The 16574-nt window shown below is 31.3% G+C and carries 15 protein-coding genes and 2 pseudogenes; 8 read left to right on the top strand and 9 right to left on the bottom strand.

Features of this window, described 5'->3' with window-relative positions:
* Window positions 1-24 precede the first annotated feature (24 nt).
* Window positions 25-1626, bottom strand: a complete 1602-nt coding sequence (locus J5E45_RS13775; protein ID WP_208182347.1) for a MutS-related protein — start codon at window positions 1624-1626, stop codon at window positions 25-27.
* Window positions 1627-1704: 78 nt separating this feature from the next.
* Between J5E45_RS13775 and J5E45_RS14510 the strand changes: the two are divergent.
* Window positions 1705-1770 (top strand): annotated as a pseudogene (locus tag J5E45_RS14510) (hypothetical protein); the annotation flags it as partial.
* 204 nt (window positions 1771-1974) lie between these two features.
* On the opposite strand, the gene J5E45_RS13770 reads toward J5E45_RS14510, so the two are convergent.
* Window positions 1975-3903: an ABC-F family ATP-binding cassette domain-containing protein gene (locus tag J5E45_RS13770; RefSeq protein ID WP_107548893.1), complete on the bottom strand. Its 1929-nt coding sequence runs from the start codon at window positions 3901-3903 to the stop codon at window positions 1975-1977.
* A gap of 145 nt (window positions 3904-4048) precedes the next feature.
* Between J5E45_RS13770 and J5E45_RS13765 the strand changes: the two genes are divergently transcribed.
* From J5E45_RS13765 to J5E45_RS13755, 3 genes are all read left to right on the top strand, one after another.
* Window positions 4049-4696, top strand: coding sequence for a redox-sensing transcriptional repressor Rex (locus tag J5E45_RS13765; protein ID WP_182475828.1), 648 nt, complete (start codon window positions 4049-4051; stop codon window positions 4694-4696).
* Window positions 4697-4913: 217 nt separating this feature from the next.
* Window positions 4914-6008 (top strand): YeeE/YedE family protein, encoded by a 1095-nt coding sequence (locus J5E45_RS13760; protein ID WP_208182346.1) that lies wholly within the window; start codon window positions 4914-4916, stop codon window positions 6006-6008.
* A 21-nt stretch (window positions 6009-6029) separates the two neighbouring features.
* Complete coding sequence (locus J5E45_RS13755; protein ID WP_002482777.1) at window positions 6030-6254, top strand: sulfurtransferase TusA family protein; 225 nt, start codon at window positions 6030-6032, stop codon at window positions 6252-6254.
* Between the two features lie 361 nt (window positions 6255-6615).
* On the opposite strand, the gene J5E45_RS13750 is transcribed toward J5E45_RS13755, so the two are convergent.
* Window positions 6616-6801, bottom strand: a complete 186-nt coding sequence (locus J5E45_RS13750; RefSeq protein WP_039069570.1) for a hypothetical protein — start codon at window positions 6799-6801, stop codon at window positions 6616-6618.
* Between the two features lie 195 nt (window positions 6802-6996).
* Here J5E45_RS13750 and J5E45_RS13745 point away from each other — a divergent pair, with 195 nt between their 5' ends.
* From J5E45_RS13745 to J5E45_RS13735, 3 genes are all read left to right on the top strand, one after another.
* Window positions 6997-7959 (top strand): LacI family DNA-binding transcriptional regulator, encoded by a 963-nt coding sequence (locus J5E45_RS13745; protein WP_069793024.1) that lies wholly within the window; start codon window positions 6997-6999, stop codon window positions 7957-7959.
* 84 nt (window positions 7960-8043) lie between these two features.
* A complete protein-coding gene (locus tag J5E45_RS13740) occupies window positions 8044-9528 on the top strand; it encodes a sucrose-6-phosphate hydrolase (protein ID WP_208182344.1) in 1485 nt (494 codons plus the stop codon).
* Window positions 9525-10490, top strand: a complete 966-nt coding sequence (locus J5E45_RS13735) for a carbohydrate kinase family protein (RefSeq protein ID WP_208182343.1) — start codon at window positions 9525-9527, stop codon at window positions 10488-10490. Before J5E45_RS13740 ends, J5E45_RS13735 begins: the two co-directional genes overlap by 4 nt.
* A 33-nt stretch (window positions 10491-10523) precedes the next feature.
* On the opposite strand, the gene agrA is transcribed toward J5E45_RS13735, so the two are convergent.
* The 6 genes from agrA to J5E45_RS13705 all read right to left on the bottom strand — a co-directional run bounded on the left by agrA (window position 10524) and on the right by J5E45_RS13705 (window position 15808).
* Window positions 10524-11240, bottom strand: coding sequence for a quorum-sensing response regulator AgrA (gene agrA / locus J5E45_RS13730; protein WP_039069566.1), 717 nt, complete (start codon window positions 11238-11240; stop codon window positions 10524-10526).
* A 12-nt stretch (window positions 11241-11252) separates the two neighbouring features.
* On the bottom strand, window positions 11253-12548 hold the full coding sequence (gene agrC / locus J5E45_RS13725; protein WP_142374957.1) for a quorum-sensing sensor histidine kinase AgrC: 1296 nt from the start codon (window positions 12546-12548) through the stop codon (window positions 11253-11255).
* A gap of 26 nt (window positions 12549-12574) precedes the next feature.
* Window positions 12575-12712 carry a cyclic lactone autoinducer peptide AgrD gene (agrD, locus tag J5E45_RS13720; protein ID WP_069793020.1) on the bottom strand — a complete coding sequence of 46 codons (138 nt, stop codon included), beginning with the start codon at window positions 12710-12712 and terminating at the stop codon, window positions 12575-12577.
* 2 nt (window positions 12713-12714) lie between these two features.
* On the bottom strand, window positions 12715-13284 hold the full coding sequence (locus J5E45_RS13715; protein ID WP_069793019.1) for an accessory gene regulator AgrB: 570 nt from the start codon (window positions 13282-13284) through the stop codon (window positions 12715-12717).
* Between the two features lie 761 nt (window positions 13285-14045).
* A complete protein-coding gene (locus tag J5E45_RS13710) occupies window positions 14046-14831 on the bottom strand; it encodes a carbon-nitrogen family hydrolase (protein ID WP_107548957.1) in 786 nt (261 codons plus the stop codon).
* A gap of 347 nt (window positions 14832-15178) precedes the next feature.
* Window positions 15179-15808 carry a nitroreductase family protein gene (locus tag J5E45_RS13705; RefSeq protein WP_101051193.1) on the bottom strand — a complete coding sequence of 210 codons (630 nt, stop codon included), beginning with the start codon at window positions 15806-15808 and terminating at the stop codon, window positions 15179-15181.
* A 194-nt stretch (window positions 15809-16002) separates the two neighbouring features.
* Here J5E45_RS13705 and J5E45_RS13700 point away from each other — a divergent pair.
* Window positions 16003-16574: pseudogene (locus J5E45_RS13700) on the top strand (hypothetical protein); the annotation flags it as partial.

Raw genomic sequence — 16574 nt, 5'->3', positions numbered from 1 at the left:
ACAAAATGAAATACATTTTTGCGATTAGTTTTTGTGGTTTGCGGTTGACTTTGCACGATTATAAATTTGGTTTGGAAACGACATAATCCTAAGTAGTTCTATTGCATTGCGAGTGTCAGCTTTACCAGGCTTAATCTTAAAGTCGAATGAAATATTATCTTCAGTTATAGATTCGTTAAAATGATAGTTTGAATACATATTGTCTAATAAAGTTGAGAGTTCAATATCGTGTGTAGCAGCTATAACAGTATAACCCTTGGGTTGGTCGAGATAACTCAAGACAGACTCTGAGGCAGCAATGCGCTCTGTTGTATTTGTGCCTTTAAAAATTTCATCAATGAAGCAATAAACTTTTGTAGTCGTTGTGATTTCAAATAGACGTTTAATAGACTTGATTTCGGTCATGAAGTAACTATCTCCTGTCAAGATATCATCTTGGTTGACCATTGAGGTATAAATCATACCAGGTTTATACACAAATTTCTCAGCTGTAGCAGTATTAATGGTTTGCGATAATATTAGATTAAGCGCAACAGCTTTCATAAATGTAGATTTACCTGATGCGTTTGAACCAGTTAGTAAAATATGATTGTCTATTGCTAAATCGTTTGGAACTGCGTCATTAATCAATGGATGTGTTAATTGTTCAAAATGAATAACATCTTTTTCTACAACCTGAGGAACTGTATAATGATTTAGAGTTTCTCTCCATAAGGCCACGGCGTAGTGATTATCAATATTAGCGATGTATTCATAGCATGCCATTACTTCATCTTCGTACTTTTTAAAACTGTTTTGAATTAAATGAAATAGATGGTAATCCATCATAAAGATTAATTTGAATAATAACGAAAACACAGATGTTTCGTCGTTTGAGTTCACACGACCTAATAAGCCACTAAATTTGCGTGCAGTAACAAAATGTTTAAAGTCAATATCTAGATCGGGTGCAAGCTCATGTTGTTGGATAGCATACGCTTTTTTAATAACGGTTGAAGTGTAGAACATTGAATTTAAATCTTGTTCATAGGTCTTTTTTAAAAATCCACTTAATATCATATTAAAGATAGCTGAAAAAATAGTTAAAGTTATGCCAATGCTAGGCGTAAAAATGGATATTATTATAAAAATTAATGGTAGGTAAGTACAAAGCATAAAAAAATTATTGCGTTTAATCGATGAAATTTGGTCTGGAAAAGTAGGATAGATTGCTTTTCCAATTTGTGCTAAATGTAGAGATACTTTATTTCTGAAACCCGTGTTGATTTTAAAATCAGAAATAAGTTTAGCATCTGTTACTTGAAACATATTTTTTAAAGTTGCAAAGAGTCTCATTTCACCAATAGCTGTAAAGTTAAAATTCATATTATGAAATACGCTATCAAGGTTTAAATCTGACCATGTTTTTTCATCTATCAATGTTTCACTGTTATATTTGTGTTTATATGTATCAAATTGATAACGATAAGTATGATTCGGTCGAATGAAGGTTTCTAATGGACGTTTATTCGACCATAATGGCTTGATATCATGCATGAGTTTTTTGTTGGCGACAATGGGTGAGAAAACCATCAATGCCGTACCCAATAAAAGAAAAGCTATGAAGAACCAAAAAATTGCTGGCATGTTTTATTACTCCCTTATTTAATATGTAAATGACTGTGTGATAATTATGCCATTATCATCAAAATTTAACAAACTGAGGTGATTATTTTAATGTCAATAGAGAACATGCGTACTTATCAACAAATAGTGCACAAACTGTGGATAAGTTTGGGCAAAATGTGTGGATACATACCGTTATCTGAATTTTATACGCAATAAAAAATTACTTTTTACTTGTGGGTAACTAGGATAACTTTGTGGATAGCCTTTATTGTAGGGTGAAGGTTGTGAATAGTTATTGTGTATTTCAAGACAAGAAAAAAAGGTAAAGTAGAAAATTCTACTTTACCTTTTGATTTGAATAAGCGTTTATATTAATTTTTCTTGTAATTCTGCCCATTCGGCCATGACTTGTTCTAGTTTTTGTTCGATTTCTGATTTTGAAATCGCTAGAGAATTGGCTTTTTCAGGGTCAGAGTATATATCTGGCAATGTAAGTTGATGGTTAATCTCATTTATTTCTTCTTCGTAGGTTTCGATATTTAATTCACATGTTTCAATTTGACGTTCAATTTGACGTTGCTCACGTTTTTGTTGTTTTTGATCAATATATGAGTCATTTTGTTTGATAACCGTATCATTTACTGTTGGATTTTCTAATTCTTCTTTGGCTTTTAATGCAGCTTTTTCTTCTGTTTTTTCAATATAATATTGATAATTTCCTAAATACATTGTGCCACCGTCATAATCTAAATCATAAACTTTATTGGCTAATTCATTAATAAAATAACGATCATGAGATACAAACAGTATTGTGCCTTTAAAGTTTGCTAAAGCTTGTTCTAACATTTCTTTTGAATCTATATCTAAATGGTTTGTAGGTTCATCTAAAATGAGGACATTGTTTCGCTCAAGCATTAATAAGGCAAGCTGTAAACGAGCTTTCTCGCCACCCGATAGATCGTTAATTATTTTTTTAACGTCTTCTTGTACAAATAGAAAACGACCTAAAACAGCACGAATGTCTTTTTCATTCATAGTAGGGTATTGGTCCCATAAGTAATCAAGTATTGTTTTATTTGATTTGAATTCGGCTTGTTTCTGATCATAATAACCAATTTTTAAGTTAGCACCGGTAGTGATTGATCCATTTAATGCATTTTGTATATTGGCAATGGTTTTTATTAAAGTTGATTTCCCAATACCATTAGGACCGATAATTGCAATATGATCTCCTTTTGTTACTTCAAAAGTAATCCCTTTAGTAATTGGAGACTCATAGCCAATCTCTAAATTTTTTATATGGAATACATCATTACCAGTATTACGATCAAATTCAAATTGAATGTTGGCACTTTTAGCATCAATCATAGGTTTATTAATGCGTTCAATTTTTTCTAACATTTTCCTACGGCTCTTAGCCATACCTGTAGTTGAAGCACGAGCAATATTTTTATCGACAAAAGTCTCTAATCGTTTAATTTCAGCTTGTTGACTTTCATATTCTTGCATACGTTTTTCATAATATTTGTCTCTTTGATCAATAAACTGAGCATAATTGCCTACATAATGTTGAACGTCACCGAGTGCTACGTCATAAATTTGAGTCACAATTTTATCTAAGAAGTACCTATCATGACTGATAATTACAATGGCACCTTTAAAGTAATTTAAATAACTTTCTAACCATTGAGTCGTTTCCATGTCTAAATGGTTGGTGGGTTCGTCCAAAAGTAATAAATCAGGCTCGCTTAATAACATTTGTGCCAAAGATAACCTTGTTTTTTGACCACCGCTAAAGTCATTGATAGGTCGATCAAAATCCGCTTCACTAAAATTTAGTCCATGTAAGACTGTTTTAATTTTGCTTTCATATTGATAGCCATCTTGTTGTTCAAATTGATTGGATAATGCTTCGTAGCGATCGATATGAGATTTATATGTCTCAGTATCGTATTCAGTGGCATGTTGTGCTAACCAATCTGTTTCCAATTTCATTTCTTGTTCTAAATTTTTCATTGCTTCAAACGGTTTAGACATTTCTTCAAATACAGTTTGGTCTGTATTTAATGTCATTTGCTGTGTTAAATAACCAAGTTTTAAATTTTTACTCTTAGAAATATGACCACTATCATAATCTTCAACGCCAGCAATTATTTTCATTAATGTAGATTTTCCGGCGCCATTACGGCCTACAATACCAATGCGTTCACCAGTTTTAACTTCAAAATCCACATTATTAAAAATATCTTCACCGTCAAATGATTTAGTTAAATCATTGAGTTGTAATAATATCATCTGATTTTGCACCTCTCTATTCATTATCATTCTACAGTATTCAGCGTGTTGTTAAAACTATCATTGTTTATTTTTATTATTCAGTCATGTATAATGTTGTAGTGATTATAAAATTAATGAATAACAGATAATGAAATAGGGGGACATGATCTTGGCTAATCAAAGCGAAAAGATTCCTCGTGCCACATTGAAACGTTTACCGTTATATTATAGATTCGTCAATACATTAAAATCTAAAGGCATTGATAGAGTTAATTCTAAAGCCATCAGTGAAGGCTTAAATATTGATTCTGCAACGATTCGAAGAGATTTTTCTTATTTTGGTGAGTTAGGCAAGAAAGGCTATGGCTATAATATTGATAGTTTATTACATTTCTTTAAAAATGAAATAAGCGAAAATGACGAGATTAAAATTGCAATTGTAGGTGTAGGGAACTTAGGTAAAGCATTATTGACATATAACTTTTCAATACATGATGAAATGACTATAACTGAAGCATTTGATATTCGCGAAGAAATTATTGGGAAACAAATAGGTAAAGTGACAGTGAGCCCATTTGATAAAATAAAAGAAATATTATCACAAGAAGATATCGATGTAGTGATATTGACTACACCTGAAGAAGCAGCTCAAAATGTAGCTGATGTGTTAGTAGATTCAGGTGTTAAAGGGATACTTAATTTTACACCAAGTCGTGTACTAACACCTTCAGATGTTCAAGTGCATCATATTGACTTAGGTATCGAATTACAGTCTTTATTATTCTTTATGAAAAATTATAGTAATAAATAAGAAATAATTTAGTTAGTTTTTTATAGATACAGTAATACACTTTGTGTGCTGTGTTTATAAAAAACTATTTTTTTATGAATTTTTAATTAGAATTTCAACATACTCTACTTATTAAGTTAGTTGAAGTTTAAAAAATTTATGAGTTACAAGGTTGAAATTTTATACGATTTCTAATATTATTAATCTTATTGATTTTATCGGAAAAGAGGTTATTAATATGACTTGGTTAATAATCAGCGGCATTATTGTGGGCAGTCTTTTAGGCTTTGTTATGCAAAGGACACGGTTTTGTCTAGCTGGCGGTTTTAGAGATATGTATATTCAAAAGAGTAACAAAATGTTTTATGCATTACTTATAGCAATTTCAGTACAAAGTATAGGGTTATTAATTTTAACTTCTACTGGTTTAGTACAAATACCTGAATCGACTTATCCTGTTATTGGAACGGTAATAGGTTCGTTTATTTTTGGTTTAGGTATTATATTAGCTGGTGGATGTGCGACTGGTACATGGTATAGAGCTGGTGAAGGTTTAATTGGTAGTTGGATGGCACTTATTGCTTATGCATTTACATCGGCAGCTACAAAATATGGTTTGTTGTTACCGTTAATGGATGGTGTTAATAAGCCTACCAATGTTAATACGAGTATGTCACAAACTACTGGGATACCGACATGGGTTTGGGTACTATTGCTTACAGCTATAACAGTATTTTTCGTAGTCAAAACATTACGTAAACCGAAACCTAAATTCGCTGTTCCTAAATTAAAACAGAAATTTACGGGCGTACGTCACTATTTATTTGAAAAGAAATACCATCCATTCGTTGCTGCAATAGCAGTAGGCATCATTGCATTAATTGCATGGCCTGTAAGTGAATCGACAGGAAGAATGTATGGGCTTGGAATTACTACTCCATCTGCCAATCTAGTACAATTTTTTGTAACTGGTGATTTGAAATTATTAGACTGGGGTGTGTTCTTAGTCCTTGGAATATTCCTAGGATCTTATATTGCCGCTAAAGGCGCAAGAGAGTTTAAATGGAGATTACCAGACAAGAAAACTATCCGTAATAGTATCATCGGTGGTGTGTTTATGGGATTCGGTGCTTCAGTGGCAGGTGGTTGTTCAATCGGTAATGGACTAGTAGAAACAGCAACGATGTCGTGGAAGGGTTGGGTTGCACTCGCTTCAATGATATTAGGCGCTTGGACAATGAGTTATTTTGTATTTATTAGACCTATGAAAAAAGCACAAAAGCAAACTTCTAATGAAACGGCAACGTCACAAACACAAACACAAACAATATAATTAATATAGGAGGCACAAATATTGGTACATGAATTAGGTACAGTAGGAATGGTATGTCCATTCCCATTAATAGAAGCACAAAAGAAAATGAATACGCTAGATAATGGTGAAGAATTAAAAATAGATTTTGATTGTACTCAAGCAACTGAAGCATTACCAAATTGGGCGGCTGAGCAAGGCTATCCAGTTACAAATTATGAACAGTTAGATGATGCATCATGGACAATCACAATTCAAAAAGCTTAATTAAGAGTAATAGTTGAGATTGACATTACAAGTGAACTTCACTTATTCAATTAGACAACATGATAATTAAAATAAAAATGGTCGAATTCCTAGCTATGCTTTGAGTTCGATCATTTTTATTTATTTATATATTTTTTAGTCAGAATTTTGTTTTTTAATATTTGAATTAATACATAGATTCCAATTATTAACATTATTATTGGTAGTATCATGACCAAATAAATAAAAAACCTTCAAAGATATTAATAGTTAACGCTAACATTAAAACAATGAGTAAAAATAAATTTAATAGATTTAACCTTACAGTTCTTGTCATGTTTTCCCTCCATTAAACTAAATAAGTATATAATCAATAACCCTGTTAATCTTTATCATTATTATTGTCTTTAGCTTTAAAGATAGAGGCAATAATTAATATAATTATAGGAAGAAAAGCTGAAAAAATGGCTGAGTAACTACCATTTTTAAGTGAAAATGGTAAACAAATAACGATCACTATTATGCAAATACTTAATGTTATAAAGGTGTACAGTTTCCCTTTATCCATGACATATCTCTCCTTAAAGTTGTTATTTCCACAACTATATCATATTGAAAACTCAACTTATATGTTACTTATTTAGAGACACTAATAGTAAGTTTTAACCTTTCTATAAACGTAGATTTAAATAGTATTTAAAGCGATTGCATTATGATAAAATAAGTATTGTTTATAATAGCTAATTAATGAGAGTGAGAAAATATGAAGAACATTGCTGATATAGCTAAAATTGCTGGCGTTTCAAAAAGCACAGTGTCGAGATACTTAAATAATGGTTCGGTAAGTTTAAAAACAAAACAAAAGCTAGATAAGATCATTCGAGAAAATGATTATCAACCTAATCAATTTGCGCAAAGTTTACGAGCACATAGAACTAATATGATAGGGGCAATTATACCTAGAATGAACTCTTTTGCTGTCGACGAAACAGTTAAAGGAGTCAAAACGATTTGTGATCAATTGAATTATAGTTTGCTACTAAATTACACAAATCTTAATACTCAATTAGAAATTGATGCGCTTGAAACATTTTATAGAAGTAAAGTAGATGGTATTGTCTTTATGGCAACAGAAATCACAGAGCAACATTTAGAAGTTATTAATAAAATAAATGTTCCTGTGATTATTGTTGGTCAAGCACATGATGAGTTACATTGTATCATTCATAATGATTACCAAGCGGGATACTTGGTTGGCGATATGTTAGGTCAACAAGGTTATAAAGATATTAAGTTTTTCGGTGTGACAGAAAGTGATATTGCTGTAGGTGTTCAACGTAAAAATGGGCTAGTTGCAGGTTTAGAAAAATATGGTATAAAACCACACATTTCACTTACATCTTTTAATTATCAAGAGGCGATGATAGATGTTGTAGAAGCATTACAAGCTTATCCCTATTATGATGCAATAGTTGGAGCTACAGATTCAATTGCCTTAGCTATACATAAATATAATTCAGAACATGTGCCGCATATGCACGAGAAATATATTGTAGGATTTGGTGGAGACCCAGTAACTGAAATCGTGTCACCGTCTATTCATACTGTGAATTACAATTTTGAATATGCAGGCAGTGTTGCTATGGACAAACTAAACCAGATGATACAACAGCAAGAAGTTGAACAACGCATCATTATTGATGTTCAACATACATTTAAAAACTAACTCAAAAGTGTTATGATTAAAAAGTATATTATGGAACCGGTACCATTTTAATGTAATTATTTTTAAAATAGGAGGATACGCACTATGACGGAGTGGACAAAAGAGCAACGTTATCAAAGATATGAAGATGTTGACCAACAAACGATTGAAACATTAACTGAACAAGTCAATCAGTCAAAATATAGACAAATTTTTCATATACAACCCAAAATAGGATTGTTAAATGATCCTAATGGGCTTATCTATTTCAAGGGAAATTATTATGTCTCACATCAGTGGTTCCCGCTAGGTCCTGTACATGGACTGAAATATTGGTATACATATCAAAGTAAGGATCTTGTAGAATTTGAAGCTATTGGGCCAACGATTAAACCAGATACGAAAGATGATAGTCATGGTGTATATAGTGGCAGCGCATTTGAATATCATGACCATTTATATTATATGTATACTGCTAATCATCGTGACAGCGACTGGAATAGAATTTCCACACAACATATAGCAAAAATGGCTAAAGATGGCTCGATTAATAAATTTCCTAAAGCAGTAATATCTGAACCACCGTTTGGCTACACGCAACATTTTAGGGATCCTAAGGTACATGTTCAAAATGGAGTTTATTACGCGATGATAGCTGCACAAAACATAAAAAAACAAGGTAGAATTTTGCAATATCGTTCAACAGATATCGTAAATTGGGAGTTTCAAGGAGAAATACAAACGAATCTAGACGATTTTGGTTATATGTGGGAATGCCCAGACTATTTTAATTTAAACGGCTATGACATGTTACTGTTTTGCCCTCAAGGTATTGATTCAGAAGGAGAACGTTTTAAGAATATTTATCAATCTGGCTATATTATGGGGCAGTATGATATCAATAATTTAACTATGAATCATGGGGATTTTCATGAATTAGATTATGGTTTTGATTTTTACGCTCCACAGACATTTTTAGATGAAAATAATCAACGCATATTAATTGGTTGGATGGGTCTACCAGAAATTAACTATCCTTCAGATGCCGATGGTTGGGCACATTGTTTAACTATTCCACGTGTGTTGACAATTGAGTCAGGTAATTTAAAACAACGTCCGATTAAAGCACTTGAAAAACTTCGGACAAATGAAGAAACAGCACTAGGTTACGCTAATAAATTTACTAGACAATTACATCCATATGAAGGTAAACAGTTTGAATTAATTATCGATATTTTAGAAAATGAAGCGACAGAAGTTTATTTTGAAGTACGTACGTCTAAGACTGAATCAACTTTAATTACGTATAATAAAAGGGAGCAGAAATTAACATTAGACCGTAGTGAAAGTGGTCAATTACCTGGACCTGTTGAAGGGACGACGAGAAGTACTTATTTAGATACTCCGTTATCAAAACTACAGTTATTTGTAGATACTTCTAGCGTGGAAATTTTCTGCAATGATGGGGAACTTGTGATGACGACAAGGATATTTACAGATGAAAATGCGACAGGCATTAAAACATCTACTGAATCAGGCCAAACCTACCTAAAATTCACAAAATATGATTTGAAAGGTGACATTAAATGAAACGTCTACTAGCAATTGGAGAGGCTTTAATTGACTTTATACCAAGTACTACAGATTCTAAATTAAAAGATGTAGAAATGTTTTCTCGTCAAGTTGGAGGAGCACCGTGTAATGTGGCTTGTACAGCAACAAAACTAGGCGGAAATGCTGAAATGATTACACAATTAGGACAAGATGCTTTTGGTGATTTAATTGTGGAAACTCTAGATAACCTAGGTGTAGGTACTCAATACTTAAAACGTACTAACGAAGCCAATACAGCTTTAGCGTTTGTGAGTTTAACTAAAGAGGGGGAAAGAGACTTTTCTTTTTATAGGAAGCCATCCGCTGACATGTTATACAGTATAGATGCAGTAAGCGCCATCGATGTAAATGAAAATGATGTATTACATTTCTGTTCAGTTGATTTAGTGGAAAGTCCTATGAAATATGCACATAAGAAATTGATTGAGAAAGTGACACATGTAGGAGGAACAATTGTATTTGATCCTAATGTAAGGTTGCCGTTATGGAAAAATGAAGCGGATTGTAAATCAGCAATCCATGAATTTATTCCATTAGCACATATCGTCAAAATATCTGATGAAGAATTAGAGTTTGTAACAGGAATTACAGATGAAAACCAGGCTATACAGTGGTTGTTCCAAGGTAACGTTGATGCAGTAATTTATACCAAAGGTGCCGATGGTGCGACCGTATATTTTAAAGACGGAAATGAAATATCTCAACAAGGATTTAAAGTTAAAGCCATTGATACTACAGGTGCGGGTGACGCATTTATAGGTGCTTTAATTAGTAAATTATTAATTTCTGATTCTACAGATTTGATAGCAGTATTAAAAAATGAAGGTAAAGCCATACTTGAATTTAGTAATTATGTAGCTGCAACGGTTACTACGAAATATGGAGCGATATCAAGTATTCCAACTTTAGAAGAAGTGAATAAAGCAATAAAAAGCTGAGCATGTAATTAAACATGCCCAGCTTTTTATGTATTATATCTTTTTAACATTTCTTACAGACGCATAACAATGTTCATTGTTTTTGAAATAGACTATGCGCGATTTAGAGTCGATGGACTCGATATTGTGTCTATTAACTACGAAACTATTATGACACCTAAAGAAACGTTTATCTAACTGATCGATTTCTTTAAGATTTCCATAGAATTCGATTTGACGATTATCTAGATGTGCAATTAAACGATGGGACTTGCTAGATGATTCAAAGAACATCACATCGTCGTATTGTACATAAATAGAATTGCTACCACGTTTTAATTCTATTGTTTCAACACTGCTTTCTTTTGAGAGTAGTTTTAAACGTGACTCAGAAGTTTCTATGCAATCAATCACTCTTGATTTTAATTCGTCTGGATCATCTTTGAAAATAAAGTCCATTGCAGCAACCTTGTAGACAAATGTTAAGTAAGTCAGCTCACTGTGACTTGTAACAAAAATGATATTGCCAACCGGGTCATGCTTGCGTATTTCACTTGCAAGCTTGATACCATTGATATCAGCTTCTAATTGGATATCTAAAAAGTAACATCCTATATCATTAATGTTCTTTGATCGTTCTAAAATGTCATAAGGATCAGCTGTCGCAACTTCAATTTCCATTGGCTTTTCTTCAATCATAATATAATTATTAATAATTGATACCATATGTTCACGTTGTCTTTCGTCGTCTTCACAAATGAATATTTTCATAGTTACACATCCTTATGAATCAGAATTTAAGATTTCCACTTTTTGAATAAAGTAGTTGTTATCAATAGTTGTATCTAATAAAACATTTGTTGTTGAATCAGTCAATTCTTTTAACGTGGATAACCCAAGTCCACGGTTTTTCCCTTTAGTAGAAAAGTTTTCTTGGAAAAGAGTATGTACTTTAGGCATATCTGGTTCACACTTGTTCATAACGATAAATGTGACGGATGTGTCTTCATTTTTAATAAAAGCAATACGAATAAGTGGGTCTTCAGTAATCTTTTCAGAAGCTTCAATTGCGTTATCAAGTAATATACCGATTACTCTACTTAAATTTATAATAGGCATATCAATTTTTTCAATTGGTTCTGGTACTTCAATGCTGATGCGAATATTTTTTTCTTGGGCTTGAAGTATTTTAGTAGTTAACAAACCTTTAATTTCGCGAACATGCAAGTTTTCAATACCATTGATTTTAATTGCATTCATTTGCATACTATCTTGCATTGGTAATATTTCAGAATGAAAGTAATCTCTTAGACCTTCCATATCTTCTTCCCTGATAAAATCTGAGAGGGTAGATAAAATATTGACATAATCATGTCTAAATTTACGCATTTCATGATTGATTTTTTCAATTTGTAACGTGTATTTATAATAATTTTCGATTTCTTGCATATTACGCTTATATTGAATTTGACGAATAACGCTAAAAGAAATTGTAATTATAAGAATAGCGATTGTAATGATAAATACAGAAAATATTAAAGATAAAAATTTAACGTCTTTAAAAGAAACTGTACTCTTAGGTAAATAAATATTCAATAATAAAATTGCAGTTATTAAAAATAATGAAACAGTGATTAAGTACACTTTATTAAAAGACAGAACAGATTTATTAAGTCTAGTTAAAAAGTAGTGAATAATATACATAGAAATAATATAAATAATAACAAAAGTTCCAGCATAGTATAATTGAAATGTAACCGAAGAAGTATTGTAATCTAAAATTGTAATTATTAACCAAATAGTAACAAAATTAGATATATACAAAATAAAACAACTACCTAGTACTGTAAGAATACCCAAAATTTTGTTTTTTACATATGCCCAAATAGATACTATTATTAATAGTATTAATAATGTTTGAGAGCCCCAAACTTGTAACAAAACAACATTAAGGATAATAACCACTAATAAAATGGTTACATCCTTAATTGTAAAATATATCTTATTAAAAAATTTAATTGAAAAAATTAATAATAAAATTTGAATTATAGGTAAAACATAAAGATTCAAAAATGCCATTTTATACACACTTTCTATACTAACAATTATTCATACAAGTCGGTGATTTCTTTTGGAACTTCAATTTCATCAGCAAAGCCAATACATACATGACCACCTGATGCAACGCCTATTACTGTGAAAAACTTAGCGATAATTTTGAAAATAGAATCTAATAAAAACATATTTAAACATCCTCCTTTAGTAAAATTGTGGGCAATTGATAACACGACACAATAACAATTCCTATTAATATAAATTGCTGGTATGGTGTCTCAAAAAACAAGGATAAAAGTAATAACAAGGCTGTACTTATTATTGTTTTAATTTTCTTGCTTTTTTTCAATCGTTCAGGAATCGGTTGTTTTTTTGTAGCTGTCGGAGCAAATGTTGCTAGGATAATAAATCCAATAATTGCTAATGGATATAGTAATACTGATGATACTTGATAATACCCAATAATAGCAGGCAATAAAACAAATATTACTAAACTTTGAATATAACAAAATAATGAGCTTGTAGCATGTGCTCCATGAGCAGAGACACGAATTAGAAGAAATGATAAATGAACAGTTAGTGTGTATAAGAATAAATGGCAAAGGATTGAAACACCATAAATGACAGTTGTTTTAAAGAAATTATTTACTACAACTTGCATGCCTAAACGCATCTTTAAATATTCGATATGATCTAAATTGTTGCGTAATTGTAGACTTTTAGCAAAGTTGTCTATTTTAGTATCAATTAATTTACTCATTGGCTTTTCTCTCCTCACTCGTATTATACAATTTTAATTAAGTTTTATGCGTCTTATTGCTTAACTGTATATTTTTAATTCCTAACTGTTTAAAATATTTATCTGACTAATTTTATCATATTTATGCTTACATTTAGGAATAAAATTTAACGAGTTAGGGATTTTTTTACATTAATTTGAATAATCATGGTTAAATGTACTTGTATCACAAAGAAGTGATTACATTTTACAAATCATTTAATCAAAATTTTGTTTGAATTTTTGTTTGAATGATAACGTTGATTAGACTTTTGAGCAGGGGTCTGATTAACACACTGATATTGTAACTGTACTTTCTTCGTATAGTTGTTATAGTTACAAGTTAAGTTCTCGTTTTTCAATTAATTGATTACAAACAAGAGGAGGCTGATGTAGTGACAAACCATTTCTCAGCAATGATTAGTGATTTCGTAAAATAATACTTTCAGGTACACAACGCGCTTAATTTTATTAAGCAATCCCAAAATTTGGATTCGTAGAACATTCCCAGTCTCAATTCAAATATCATTTTAACATTGCCTATAACAGAGGCGATTTAAAGTAAAACATGTAAGCTATCGTAAACATCATTCAATTTATCATTTTAATCGGTAAATTCACTAAATTTTTTCATAATTAATAACATCCCCAAAAATAGATAGAGAAATAACTGTAAAAAACATTCCCTTAATAATAAGTTACAAAAACCGTGAGTCCCTCCCAAGCTCACGGTTTTTTTGTATTCATCTATATAGATGAGGGCGAAGATTTTTGAAAACTGGGATATTTTCTCTTTGATTACTAACCTCATCCAAGTTGATATCGCATGAAATATGGTCTGGCTTATCTTCTAATTGGGCGACTATTTCTCCATTTGGATTGATTACGATAGAATGTCCAGCATATTCTGTTTGTCCGTCATCTCCACACGCATTACATCCTACAACAAACATATCATTTTCAATAGCGCGTGCTTTTAAAAGTGCTATCCAATGACTAACTCTTGCTTGAGGCCATTGTGCTACATAGAAGGCTATCTCTGCATCTTTCCGAGCAGGATAGCGTAATAATTCAGGGAAACGTAAATCATAACAAATAATTTGTGTAGCTTTAACGCCATTAGTTAAGTTAAACGCCTCAGGTACAGCATTGCCAGCAGTTAAGAATGAAGGCTCGTCTAACATAGGAACTAAATGAACTTTGTCATAACTATTGATTAAATAACCATTTTTTGAAACTGCAAATGCTGTATTATACACATCCTCTTTCATAGAATTTGAAACAGAACCAGCGATAATATCAACGTCGTATTGAATTGCCAACTTTGATATAAATTCATAGCTACGCGAAAGTTGAGTATCAGCAAGTTCTTTTAATTGGGGTAAAGCGTACCCATTATTCCACATTTCTGGTAATACAACGACATCAGTTTCTGAGGTTACAAATTTAGAAAACCAATTAACTATGTTTTCTTCATTTAATGAAACATTTGCCGGTTCGATTTTAAATTGAAAAACTTCTATATTCATTTTTATCGCCCCTTAAATTATTGTTAGCATCAATATACTAAAAATATTCTGATAATTCAAAATTAGTAAATGTTTGATATCAATAATTATATAAAGGTAAACAGTTTTAGAAACTAAGGGAAATGCTTATTCGTATTTTATTTAACAAAAGTTGGAGGAGGGGTAAATATTATAAGTGTAAATCTATGCGTAGGATAATGTACTTATTAGTTTGATAGATATAAGATATAAATTTACTTAATTTAAAGTAAATGTGATAAATCATTTAAAATCATAAGAGGTCGAGACAGTTATATACGCTCGACCTCTTATTTTATAAAAGACTACAACAAATTAAGTGAATGTGATTATTTTCTAACTAAAAAACGTTTACTTGTATCATGGAACTCTTTGTCTCCAGCTTCATCGCGAATATTACCGAATGGCATTTGTGCAACAAGTTTCCATGTTTTAGGTATTTCAAAAGCTTCAGAAACGGCAACATCCACAAGTGGATTGTAGTGTTGTAAAGAAGCACCAATGCCAACAGTACTTAAAGCTGTCCAAATTGAAAATTGATGCATTGCGTTTGTTTGGCTAGACCACACGGCAAAGTTTTCTGCATAGTTAGGCATTTGATTTTGTAATCCTTCGATAACATCTTGGTCTTCAAAGAAAAGAATTGTACCATGAGAATGTTTGAAATTGTCTACTTTGTCAGAAGTTGCTTGGAAATCACGGTCTGGACCCATAGCATTTTTAAGTTCTTGTTTAGTGATTTCCCAGAATTTATTATGATTATCATTTAAAAGTAATACAATACGTGTAGATTGAGAATTGAATGATGATGGAACATGTTTGATAGCATGCTCGATAATATCTTCTACTTCATTATCAGAGATTGAAATATCCTGATCTAAACTATATATAGTACGTCTTTTTTCTATTGCGTTTTGAAAAGTTTCTAAAGTTGAGTCTTTTTTACTGAATAATCCCATTGTGAAAGCTCCTTTATATCAATTTATTTTATATATTAAGTATAATAATTATATCAGAGTTTGTAAATAGGGGTTTACATAAAATTTCAAAAGGATTAATATTTGTTTTCAATAAATTAGTTTTGATGAAAAATAGGTCTTTTTCTTATATACTATATATGAATATAAAAAATATGAATTTTGGAGGTGAATCTATGAAGTGGTATTTTTCGCATAAATTTGTGATTTCCAGCTTTGCTCTCGCTTTAAGTACGACATTAGTTTCTAGTCAAACTCACGCTGCTGAACAACAAATTGATGAAAAATTAACAAATAATAACACAAATCAATCAGATAAAAGGCCAATTCATTCTAATCCTGCAAATCATATAAAAAGTCCAACCACAGTAGAGGATACGGCACAAAGTGATAATACAACTAATCAAGAGTCAGATAACGATTTAGGTGAAACTGTTCAAGATAATGAAAAAATACAAAATGATTGGGATAAGCAAAATACTAATAATGATGGATTAAGCGATGTTCAAGGACAACAAGACAACAGTAACTTAACTGAACAAAATCAATCTAATAACGATAATAGCAATGAGATGAATGAACAACCAAATCCAGATGAATCGAATAATGGAGATGGAACAGACGAGCAGCCAAATCCAAATGAACCAAATAATGGAGATGGAACAGACGAGCAACCAAATCCAGATGAATCGAATAATGGAGATGGAACAGACGAGCAGCCAAATCCAAATGAACCAAATAATGGAGA

The sequence above is a fragment of the Staphylococcus shinii genome (assembly GCF_017583065.1).
GTDB lineage: Bacteria > Bacillota > Bacilli > Staphylococcales > Staphylococcaceae > Staphylococcus > Staphylococcus shinii.
The sequence above is the reverse complement of the archived record's forward strand: the minus strand, read 5'-3'. Positions and strand labels throughout refer to the sequence as shown.

Excerpts from the sequence above, each read along its gene's own strand:
- J5E45_RS13745 (WP_069793024.1), top strand. The coding sequence starts at position 6,997 with ATGAAGAACATTGCTGATATAGCTAAAATTGCTGGCGTTTCAAAAAGC.
- J5E45_RS13760 (WP_208182346.1), top strand. The coding sequence starts at position 4,914 with ATGACTTGGTTAATAATCAGCGGCATTATTGTGGGCAGTCTTTTAGGC.
- J5E45_RS13770 (WP_107548893.1), bottom strand. The coding sequence starts at position 3,903 with ATGATATTATTACAACTCAATGATTTAACTAAATCATTTGACGGTGAA.
- agrC (WP_142374957.1), bottom strand. The coding sequence starts at position 12,548 with ATGGCATTTTTGAATCTTTATGTTTTACCTATAATTCAAATTTTATTA.
- agrD (WP_069793020.1), bottom strand. The coding sequence starts at position 12,712 with ATGTTTTTATTAGATTCTATTTTCAAAATTATCGCTAAGTTTTTCACA.
- J5E45_RS13715 (WP_069793019.1), bottom strand. The coding sequence starts at position 13,284 with ATGAGTAAATTAATTGATACTAAAATAGACAACTTTGCTAAAAGTCTA.
- J5E45_RS13735 (WP_208182343.1), top strand. The coding sequence starts at position 9,525 with ATGAAACGTCTACTAGCAATTGGAGAGGCTTTAATTGACTTTATACCA.
- agrA (WP_039069566.1), bottom strand. The coding sequence starts at position 11,240 with ATGAAAATATTCATTTGTGAAGACGACGAAAGACAACGTGAACATATG.
- J5E45_RS13710 (WP_107548957.1), bottom strand. The coding sequence starts at position 14,831 with ATGAATATAGAAGTTTTTCAATTTAAAATCGAACCGGCAAATGTTTCA.
- J5E45_RS13765 (WP_182475828.1), top strand. The coding sequence starts at position 4,049 with ATGATCTTGGCTAATCAAAGCGAAAAGATTCCTCGTGCCACATTGAAA.
- J5E45_RS13775 (WP_208182347.1), bottom strand. The coding sequence starts at position 1,626 with ATGCCAGCAATTTTTTGGTTCTTCATAGCTTTTCTTTTATTGGGTACG.
- J5E45_RS13750 (WP_039069570.1), bottom strand. The coding sequence starts at position 6,801 with ATGGATAAAGGGAAACTGTACACCTTTATAACATTAAGTATTTGCATA.
- J5E45_RS13740 (WP_208182344.1), top strand. The coding sequence starts at position 8,044 with ATGACGGAGTGGACAAAAGAGCAACGTTATCAAAGATATGAAGATGTT.
- J5E45_RS13705 (WP_101051193.1), bottom strand. The coding sequence starts at position 15,808 with ATGGGATTATTCAGTAAAAAAGACTCAACTTTAGAAACTTTTCAAAAC.